Annotated in this window: 7 protein-coding genes; 2 read left to right on the forward strand and 5 right to left on the reverse strand. The window is 66.0% G+C overall.

Going from position 1 to position 10518, the window contains the following annotated elements:
• Positions 1-32: 32 nt before the first annotated feature.
• The 5 genes from rodA to XcyCFBP4188_RS19015 form a co-directional block, all read right to left on the reverse strand.
• The gene (gene rodA, locus XcyCFBP4188_RS18995) at positions 33-1151 is read right to left on the reverse strand and encodes a rod shape-determining protein RodA (protein ID WP_104592633.1); all 1119 of its coding nucleotides are present in this window, start codon (positions 1149-1151) and stop codon (positions 33-35) included.
• The gene (gene mrdA, locus XcyCFBP4188_RS19000) at positions 1148-3208 is read right to left on the reverse strand and encodes a penicillin-binding protein 2 (protein WP_104592634.1); all 2061 of its coding nucleotides are present in this window, start codon (positions 3206-3208) and stop codon (positions 1148-1150) included. Before mrdA ends, rodA begins: the two co-directional genes overlap by 4 nt.
• A 3-nt stretch (positions 3209-3211) precedes the next feature.
• Positions 3212-3697, reverse strand: coding sequence for a rod shape-determining protein MreD (gene mreD, locus XcyCFBP4188_RS19005; protein WP_006451888.1), 486 nt, complete (start codon positions 3695-3697; stop codon positions 3212-3214).
• Positions 3694-5043, reverse strand: a complete 1350-nt coding sequence (gene mreC / locus XcyCFBP4188_RS19010; protein ID WP_046933158.1) for a rod shape-determining protein MreC — start codon at positions 5041-5043, stop codon at positions 3694-3696. Before mreC ends, mreD begins: the two co-directional genes overlap by 4 nt.
• Positions 5044-5208: 165 nt before the next feature.
• Positions 5209-6255: a rod shape-determining protein gene (locus XcyCFBP4188_RS19015; protein ID WP_006452025.1), complete on the reverse strand. Its 1047-nt coding sequence runs from the start codon at positions 6253-6255 to the stop codon at positions 5209-5211.
• Positions 6256-6531: 276 nt separating this feature from the next.
• Between XcyCFBP4188_RS19015 and XcyCFBP4188_RS19020 the strand changes: the two genes are divergently transcribed.
• Positions 6532-7464, forward strand: a complete 933-nt coding sequence (locus tag XcyCFBP4188_RS19020) for a carbohydrate kinase family protein (protein WP_006452026.1) — start codon at positions 6532-6534, stop codon at positions 7462-7464.
• Positions 7465-7818: 354 nt separating this feature from the next.
• Entirely contained in the window at positions 7819-9792 is a 1974-nt protein-coding gene (locus tag XcyCFBP4188_RS19025; protein ID WP_006452027.1) for a sigma-54-dependent Fis family transcriptional regulator, read from the forward strand.
• Positions 9793-10518 lie beyond the last annotated feature (726 nt).

Here is a 10518-nt window from a genome sequence, read left to right on the forward strand (position 1 = left end):
GCTTTGCATCTGCCTGCATACCCAGGCCTAGCTCAATACCCATGCACAGGACGATGCGCCTTGACCGCCATCACCAGGCCCAATCCGGCCAGCAGCGACACCGCCGAGGTGCCGCCGTAACTCATCAGCGGCATCGGCACGCCGACCACCGGAAGCAGGCCGGAAATCATGCCGCCGTTGACCAGCACGTAGACGAAGAACGCCAGCCCGGTGGCACCGGCCATCAGCCGCGAATAGGTGTCGCGCGCTTGCGAGGCGATCCACAGGCAGCGACCGATCACGATCAGATACAAGGTCAGCACGGTGGCCACGCCGATCCAGCCGAATTCTTCGCTGAGCACCGAAAACGCAAAGTCGGTGGTCTGCTCGGGAATGAAGTTCAGATGCGATTGCGAACCCAGTCCCCAACCCTTGCCGTCGAAGCCGCCGGAGCCAATCGCGATCTTGGACTGGATGATGTTCCAGCCCGCGCCCAGCGCATCGTTTTCCGGGTTGAGAAACATCATGATGCGGTCCTTCTGGTATGGCCGCAGCAGCCAGAACCAGGCTACCGGCGCGGCCGCCGAAACACCGCCCACGCCCACCGCCGCCCACCACCACGGCAGCCCGGCCAACAGCAGCACGAACACGCCGCTGGCGGCGATCAGCACGCCGGTGCCGAAGTCCGGCTGCAGCATGATCAAGGCAGTGGGCACGCCGATGATCATGCAGGTGACCAACACTGTGGAGATGCGCGGTGGCAGCGGCATACGATGCAGATACCAGGCCGCCATCATCGGCAGGCTGATCTTCAACAACTCGGCCGGCTGCAGGTAGAACAATTTCAGATCCAGCCACTGGCGGCCGTACTTGCCGGTGCCCAGCGCGAATACCGCCAGCAGCGGCAGCATCGACAAGCCGTAGACCCACGGGGTCCAGGCGCGCAGGCGCAGCACCGACATGCGCGAAATCCCCCACATCGCGGCCAGGCCGATGACGAAGCGCACGCCCTGCGCCATCACCAGATGATCGCCGCTGGCGGCGCCGCCGGCGCTCTTGAGCACCGACAGGCCGATCACCATCAGCGCGCCCAGCGCCAGGCACAGCACCCAGTCCAGGCTGCGCGTGAAGCGCGCAACCATGTCCACCAGCCAGCGCAGGATGTCACTCAATGGTCGGTCTCCTGGACCGCATCGGGCACATCCGGCACTACCGGCTGCGCCGGCGTGTTGGGGTCCAATGCCACGGCAGTCTGGCCGATCACCACCGGCAACTCGGCCAGTGTGGCTGCGGCCGCATCGCCGGCCGCACGCGCATCGGTGGCGCCGGCCTCGAACTGGTTGACGCCCACGGCAGTCATGCCGAGCTCGCTGTCCAGCGGCTCCAGGCCGGCGGGCATCTTGCCCAGCAGCCAGGCGTCGAAGATCTTGCGTGCGATCGGTGCCGCCGAGCTGGTACCGAAGCCGCCGCCCTCCACCGCCACCGCCACCGCGATCACCGGGTTGTCGGCCGGTGCGAAACCGACGAACAGGCCGCGGTGACGCAAATGCATCGGCAGGCTGCGCGGGTCCACCGCCGCCACGCCCCTGCGGCTGACCACCTGCGCGGTGCCGGTCTTGCCGGCCATCAGGTACGGCGCGCCGGGGGTGATGGCATAACCGGTGCCGCCGGGGCGCATGGTGTCCATCATGCCCTCGCGCACCACCTGCACATGCGCCGGATTCGGGCTGATCGGCTTGCCCGGCGGCTGGATCATCGGCTGCCACGGATGATCGAAGCCGGTGCGCTCTTCCAGCACCAGATGCGGGCGCTGCAGCAGGCCGCTGGCGATCCCCGAGATGCCGCGCACCAGTTGCAACGGTGTCACTTTCCAGTCGCCCTGACCGATGGCGATATTGACGGTGTCGCCGGGGTACCAGCGCTCCTTGCGGGTTTTGTACTTGTAGGCCGGCGACGGCAGGATGCCGCCGATTTCGCCGAGCAGATCCACGCCGGTGGGCGCGCCGAAGCCGTAGCCGCCCATGTAGTGGTCGAAGCGCTCGATGCCCATGTCCACCGCAAGGCGGTAGTAATAGGTGTTGACCGACTGGGCGATCGACTTGCGCAGATCGGTCCAGCCATGGCCGCCGCGGTGCGAGTCGCCCCAGCCGCGGCTGACGCCGGGCAGGTAGAACATGCCGGTGGACAACACCCGGTCTTCCGGCCGGCGCAGGCCGCTATCCAGCCCGGCCAGCGCGATCAGCGGCTTGAGCGTGGAGCCCGGCGCCACGCCGCCCAGCACCAGCCGGTTGAACTGCGGCCGCGAGGGGTTGTCGTTGAGCATGCGGAAGTCGGTATGCGAGATGCCGTTGACGAACAGGTTGGGGTCGTAGCTGGGCAGGCTGACCATGCCCAGGATCTCGCCGGTGCGCGGGTCCATGGCGATCGCCGCGCCTTCGTGCTCGCCGAACGCCGCCACCATCGCGCGCTGCAGGTCGGCATCCACCGACAGCCGCAGGTCCGCGCCCGACTGCGGCGCGACCCGGCCGACGGTGCGGATCGCCCGGCCCTGCACATTGGTTTCGACCTGCTCGTATCCGACCTGGCCGCGCAGATCCTGCTCGTAGTACCGCTCCAGCCCGGACTTGCCCATGTGGGTGAGCGCGGCATTGCCCTCGCCCAGCACCGCCAGATCTTTTTCGTCGATGCGGCCGACGTAGCCGATGATGTGCGCGAACAACGGGCCGAACGGATAGCGCCGGGTCAGATACGGCTCCAGCTCCACGCCGGGGAAGCGCCAGCGCTCCACTGCAAAGCGCGCCATTTCCTGATCGCTCATGCGCAGCTTGAGCGTCACCGGCAGAAAGCTGCGGCGCGCCTTGCGCTCACGATTGAAGCGTTCCAGATCCTCGGGCGCGATCGGGATCACCTTGCCCAGCGCGGCGAGCATGGCGGCCATGTCGGTGACCTTGTCGGGGGTCACGTCCAGGCGAAACGCCGGCACGTTTTCGGCCAGCAGCCGGCCGGTGCGGTCGTAGATCATGCCGCGCCCCGGAACCACTGGCTTGGGCTTGATGCGATTGGCTTCCGAGCGGGTGGCGTAGACCTCGTGGTCGAGCACCTGCAGCTTGAAATACCAACCGCCCAGGCCGACCAGGCACACCACCACCATCACAAAGCCCAGCACCGCACGCCGGCGGAACTGCTCGGCCTCCGCGTGCGGGTTCTTGGGGTGACGACGCCCGTGCATGGCTTACTTCTTGCTCCGCTTGCCCAGCCGCACCGCATCCAGCAACACGAACAGCGGCGGCCACAGCGCCATGCCCAGCAGCGGCGCCCACCAGTAACTCCACGGCAGGGTCGGCTCGCCCACGGCCAGGTGCACCGCCGAGGACACGATGCGGTCGTTCAGCAGCAGCCCGCCGATCGCCAGCGCCTGCTGCGAGACCGGAAAGAAGCGCATCCGCGCGCGGAAGCGCTGCAGGATGAAGGTCATGATCACCAGCCGCAGCGCCTGCTCGCCGAGCAGCCCGCCATACAGCAGATCGGCCAGCACGCCGGCCACGAACGCGATGCCCAGCCCGACCCGGTCAGGCTCCTCGATCACCCAGTACGCCAGCACCAGCGCCAGCCAGTACGGCCGCAGCGGCTGCACCACGAGCGGCAGCGGCAGCAGGCCCAGCACCAGCGCGATGACGAAGCTCGCCGGCAGGATCCAGGTGTTGCGCATGCGGGTCATTGGTCCGTCTCCGGTGGAGCCGGGCGGGAATCGGGAGTCGGGAGTGGGGAATCGTTAGGAGCGGTGTTCTGCGGCGGCCGCGCACCGCTCGCACGGCCAGCTGGCGTCTGCGCGCCGCTGCCATTCCCTGTTCCCGCCGCCCGCACGCCCTGCGGCGAAGCCGGACGGGGATCGGGAATCGGGCTGTTGGATGCGTTCGACGCGGGGGGGCGGGCCAGCGTGGTGGACGGACGGACGGACGCTGGCGCGCGGGCCGGCTGCGCGGCGGGCGCGGCAGGTGTCGACGCGGACCGTGCACGCGGCGCGGTGCCGGTGCCCGATGCCGCTTCGGCCGTCGGGTGTGCCGGATCAATCGCTGTGTTGGAAACTCCGCCCGCCGGCGTGCGTGGTGTTGCGGTCACCGGCGCGCTCGCTGGCGCGCTGGCCGCAGCCGCCTCGACACTGTTGCTGTTGCCGTTGCGAATCCCATCTCCCGACTCCCCACTCCCGGCCCCAGGCACCACCCGCAGCGGTTTGCCGGCGCGTAGCAACAACACGTCGCGGCCGCGATCGAGCTTGGCGGCGGGGGTGAGTTCGCCGACCAGGAAGGCGTGGGTGTCGTCCGGATGCAGCTCGGACACCTTGCCGACCGGGAAGCCGGCCGGGAAGCGGCCACCCAGGCCGGAGGTGACGATCTCATCGCCCACCTGCACGCCGGCGCTCAGCGGGATATCGCGCAGTTCGAGCCGGTCGCCGCGGCCGTAGACGATTAGCCGCACGCCGTTGCGCGCGACGCTGACCGGGACTGCGTGGTCGGGGTCGGTGAGCAACAGCACCGTCGAATGCAGCGGGGTGACTTCGATCACCTGGCCCATCAGGCCGCCGGCATCGATCACCGCCTGGCCCATCAGCACGCCATCGCGGCTGCCGGCATCCAGCAACAGGCGCTGACGGGTCGGGTCCAGGTCGATATCCAGGATCGGCGCCAGCTGCACGTCCAGGCCGCGCCGCTCGGCCACGTTGAGCAGTTCGCGCAGCTGCGCGTTGTCCAGCGCGGCGGTCTGCAGCCGGGTCAGGCGCGCATTGGCCACCAGCAGCTGATTGCGCAGCGAGCGGGTTTCTTCCACCAGCTGCGCGTGGGTGGCGGCGTTGTCGCGCACCTGCGAACCGATCCGCCCCGGCAGCCCGGCCACCGCCCAGATCGGCTGGATCAGCAGATTGGCCTGCATGCGCAGCTGGCTCAGCCAGCTACCGCGGCTATCGAGCGCGATCAGCACGATCGCCAGCACCAGATAGACCAGCAGGCGCAGCGTGGAGGTGACTTCGCCAGGACGGGAGGCGACGGGAGGACCGGCGTAGGAGGGCACTTTAAGGCCGGGATTTGAGAGTCGGGATTGGGGATTCGAGGAGCGGTCGACTGCCCCCGATACGACTAAGCGTTAGACAAACAGGGCTGTAACGCAATCGGTCAAGGCCGAAGGCCGGGACACGCGTTGCGAATCCCCAATGCCGACTCCCGAATCCCGAAAGCTTCACTCCGGCGCGAAGAACTCGTTGCCGTGCATGTCCACCAGCTCCAGCGCGCGACCGCCGCCGCGGGCCACGCAGGTGAGCGGGTCGTCGGCCACCTGCACGTGCAGGCCGGTTTCTTCGGAGATCAGGCGGTCCAGGTCGCGCAACAGCGCGCCGCCACCGGTGAGCACGATGCCGCGCTCGGCGACGTCGGCGCAAAGTTCCGGCGGGGTCTGCTCCAGCGCCAGCTTGACCGCGGAGATGATGCCCGACAGCGGCTCGTGCAGCGCTTCGAGCACTTCGTTGGAGTTGATCTTGATCATCTTCGGCACGCCCTCGGCGAGGTTGCGGCCGGAGATTTCCATCTCCTGCACCTCGTCCTGCGGGTAGGCGCAGCCGATCTGCAGCTTGATGCGCTCGGCGGTGGCTTCACCGATCAACATGCCGTGGTTGCGGCGCACGTAGTTGGTGATCGACTCATCGAAGCGGTCGCCGCCCACACGCACCGACTGCGAGTACACGATGCCGTTGAGCGAGATGACTGCCACTTCGGTGGTGCCGCCGCCGATGTCGATGACCATCGAACCGCGCGCTTCGGTCACCGGCATGCCGGCACCGATCGCAGCAGCCATCGGCTCTTCGATCAGATACACATCGCGCGCACCGGCCTCTTCCGCCGATTCCTTGATGGCGCGGCGCTCGACCTGGGTGGAGCCGGCCGGCACGCACACCAGCACGCGCGGGCTCGGGCGCAGGAAGCGCGACTTGTGCACCTTCTTGATGAAGTGCTTCAGCATCGCCTCGGTGTAGGTGAAGTCGGCGATGACGCCGTCCTTCATCGGGCGGATCGTGGTGATGTGGCCGGGCGTGCGGCCGAGCATCTGCTTGGCTTCGGCGCCGACGGCGGCCACCGAACGCGTACCGCCGATTGCGCGGTCCTGACGTACCGCCACCACCGATGGTTCGTTCAGTACGATTCCCTGCCCGCGCACGTAGATCAGCGTATTGGCCGTGCCCAGGTCGATGGACAGGTCGTTGGAGAACATGCCGCGGAGTTTCTTGAACATCGGGGGAGCCGTTCCTGAGGAGTCGCGTGCCCTGCCGCCAGAGTGGCGAAAAAATGGGCGAAAAACGAAGTCCACTAGCCTAGCAATCCCCCCCGGTGCGAGCAAGGAAAAATCAGGTATTTCGGCCGGGTTTTCATGTGCCGGTCACGCCGGGCATGGCATGCGGTTGTGGCTCTGATCGGTCGCAGCCGTTACCCTTTGCGCCGCGGCGTTCGCGCCGCCCCGCTGCCATACCCGGCAACTGGCGGGTATTTCCCTACGCAAAGGCCTGACTCGATGTCCGCACTGATCTGTGGTTCCCTCGCCTACGACACCATCATGGTGTTCCCGGACCAGTTCAAGAATCACATCCTGCCGGACAAGGTGCACATCCTGAATGTGTCGTTCCTGGTACCGCGCATGCGCCGCGAGTTCGGCGGCTGCGCCGGCAACATTGCCTACAACCTGCATTTATTGGGCGGCGCGCCGATTCCGATGGGCACCGTTGGCCAGGACTTCGGCCCCTATCGCGAACACTTCGAAGCGCTGGGCATCGACCTGTCGCGGGTGAAGATCATCGATGATCTGTTTACCCCGCAGGCGTTCATCACCACCGACCACGACAACAACCAGATCACCGCGTTCCATCCGGGCGCGATGATGCGCAGTTACGAAAACCACGTGCGCGACGTGCCCGGCGTGACCCTGGGCCTGGTCGGCCCGGACGGGCGCGAAGGCATGATCCAGAACGCGGAAGAGTTCGCTGCCGCCGGTATCCCTTTCATCTTCGATCCCGGTCAGGCGATGCCGTTGTTCAACGGCCCGGAGCTGCGCCAGTTCATCGAGCAGGCCCAGTACGTGGTGGTCAACGACTACGAGTCCAACCTGCTGCAGGAACGCACCGGCTGGGACGAGAAGGACATCGTCTCGCGCGTGCAGGCCTACATCACCACGCAAGGCCCGAAGGGCGCGCTGGTGCATACGCCGGAGAAGACCTACGACATCCCGCCGGCGCACGAGCGCCGCGTGGTCGACCCGACCGGCTGTGGCGACGCTTTCCGCGCCGGGCTGATCTACGGCATCCAGGGCGGCTACGACTGGCTGACGATCGGTCGGATGGGCAATTTGATGGGCGCACTGAAGGTGGAACATCCAGGCACGCAGAATCAGCGCTTCGATTTCACCGAGTTCAACGACCAGTTCAAGCAGCAGTTTGGTTACGCGCTCTGAGGCTGCTCAGATAAGCAGCGTAGAGCCCGCTCTACCCTTCTCCCATCGGGAGAAGGTGCCCCGCAGGGGCGGATGAGGGTACGAGCGAAGCCACGTGCAGTTTGAACAGCACAAGGCTTCGCACCGTACCCTCACCCCAACCCCTCTCCCGCAGGAGAGGGGCTCGTTGGCCTCGCTCGGTATTGAGCGGACAACCGCCACACCGGCACCTGCCATCGCTGACCGTGGCATCCGCATCAGCAATGCAGTTGATGCAACGCAATTTGCTGCAATGCAGTTGCTGCAATGCAGTTTGAGCATCAGCCCGATCTGTGCCTCTACTGACGCTTCGCGCTCACTGAGGAACGCTGGCCCATGTCCGAGCCAAGCGTTGTCGCCGCTACGTCCATCGCCCTGCCTGAGATCGAACCGGATGTGCTCCGGCAGATCCGCCGGCTGCGCGACATCGCCCCGTTGGCCGCGCCACTGTCGCGCTCGTGGCGACGCTGCCTGGACGAGCATTCGCTGCTGCCCGAGGCACCACCCGAAGCGCTGGTGCACGACGCCTTGCACGTGCGCGAGCGCCAGCAGCTTTTGGGCGAGGTGCTGCGCATCGCCAAGGTGGAAATGGAAAACCTCTACGAGCAGATCGCCGGCAGCGGTTATGCGGTGATCTTTGCCGATGCCGAAGCGACCGTGCTGCACAGCGTGCACGACCCGACCCTGCTGCGCGAATTTCGCCAGGCCGGCCTGTTCTGCGGCGCCAGCTGGGCCGAATGTCATCAGGGCACCAACGGTCTGGGCACCTGCGCGGTGGAGCGCACGGCGGTGAGCGTGCACCGTGGCGAACACTATCTGACCCGCCATCTGCCGTTGTCATGCTGCGGCGCGCCGATCCTGGACCCGCACGGCGGCCTGCTGGCGGTGCTGGATGCCTCCACGCCCGATGCGCAGGACGGCAAGCAGATCCAGCGCCACACCGTGGCGTTGGTGAGCATGTCGGCGGCGCAGATCTCGCGCTCGCATTTTCTCAACCAGTTCGGTCACGCTTTCATCCTGCGCTTCCATAGCCGGCCGGAATTCGCAGGACTCTTGCACGAAGCATTGATCGCGATCGATACCGACGGCCGTGTGCTGGCGGTCAACGAGGCGGTGCTGGAGCAACTGGGCAAGGTCGATCGCAGCCAGCTGGTGGGCCGCAATATCTCGCAGGTGATGCAGCTGGATTTCGATACCCTCGAACACCGTGCCGGCAGCGACGCGGGCACCTTGTGGTCGATCCGCTGTGCCTGCCACGGGCGACGTTTCTACGCGTTGGTGCGCCCGCCCCGTGCGCGTCCTGCGCTGCCGGCGGTAGGCGGGCCGGCACAGCTGGCGCCGGATACCGAGCTGCAACCCGGTGAGCATGTGGGCTCGGATCCGCGCATGCGCCACAACCTGGCCAATGCGTTGAAACTGGCAGCGCATCGCGTGTCGATTTTGCTGCGCGGCGACACCGGGACCGGCAAGGAAGAGTTTGCCAAGGCGGTGCATCGGGGCTCGCCATGGGCGAATGGTGCGTTTGTGGCGATCAATTGCGCGGCGATTCCAGAAGCGCTCATCGAAAGCGAATTGTTCGGTTATGCACGCGGCGCCTTCACCGACGCGGCGCGCGAAGGCCGCCACGGTAAATTGCTGCAGGCCAGTGGCGGCACGCTGTTTCTGGATGAAATCGGCGACATGCCGCTGCCGTTGCAGAGCCGCCTGCTGCGGGTGCTGGAAGAACAATCCGTCACGCCGTTAGGCAGCGAACGCGCGGTACCGTTGGAACTGCACGTGATCAGCGCCAGCCACCGCGATCTGGCACAGCGGGTGGCAGCCGGCGAGTTCCGCGAGGATCTGTATTACCGGCTCAATGGCGTGGTACTCCATCTGCCGCCGCTACGCGAGCGCAGCGACAAGGCCGAGCTGATTCGCACCTTGCTGCGCGAAGAAAACAGCGAGCACAGCGTGCGCATCAGCGAAGAAGCGATGCACAAATTGCTGAGTTACGCCTGGCCAGGCAATCTGCGCCAGTTGCGCAACGTGCTGCGCACGGCGGCGGTGCTGTGCAGCGATGGGGTGATCCGGCTACCAAATCTGCCGCAGGAAATCGTCGATGCCGGCAGCGCGCCGTGTCTGGTCGATGGCCGCGCGGTGGCGGCCGACGACATGCCCGGCCGCGTCGCACTCGATCAGGCCGAGCGCCTGGTGCTGCAGCAGCAACTCGAACGCCATCGCTGGAACGTCAGCCGCACCGCCGATGCCTTGGGCATCAGCCGCAATACGCTGTATCGCAAGCTGCGCAAGCATGGGTTGGATACGGGCTGATTGGGGGGGCGGTGATTTGGGATTGGGAATTGGGGATTCGTAAAAGCCAAAGCAGGGTCTTGGTGCTGGTCCTTACCGCGATTAAGAACTACTTCTTGGCCATCAGGCGGTGACGCTGTTGCTCGGGCGGTATGCACCACGTAGATGCCGTGATTGGGGAGCGGATGATCTGTAGCTCGGCTGCAGGGCCCTTGCCCGCCCACCATCGCGGGACACGCCGCAAGTACATCCGTGTAGGCTCTTACGCGGCATCCATGCCGCGTAAGGTCCCGCGATGGTGGGCGGGCAATGACCAGTCGAAATGGTCGGTGTGCATACTTCAAAAGAGCAACCGAATAACTTTCTGGTGCGGTGGCCTCGACTTACTGCGCTATTGACTGAATCTAAATGCCGCTAAGAGTCGAAATCTCGGTTGTCTTGGAGCGATTGGATAGCGCGGACAAATCGCTTGCAGAGCGGCTGATCTGCGCTTGGCTGCAGGGTCCTTGCCCGCCCACCATCGCGGGACACGCCGCAAGTACGTCCGTGTAGGCTCTTACGCGGCATCCATGCCGCGTAAGGTCCCGCGACGGTGAGCGGGCAAGGACCAGTCGAGATGGTCGGTGTGCATGGTTGCAAGCAATGCATGACGTGCGTTGTTCTGAGAGCCTGTTCAAAGTCTTCTAAGCAGCAACGCCAGGAATGCCAGGTGGATCATCTGCAAGCTGGTGTTGAGTTGACGCTCGC

The sequence above is a fragment of the Xanthomonas hortorum pv. cynarae genome (genome assembly GCF_002939985.1).
GTDB lineage: Bacteria > Pseudomonadota > Gammaproteobacteria > Xanthomonadales > Xanthomonadaceae > Xanthomonas > Xanthomonas hortorum_D.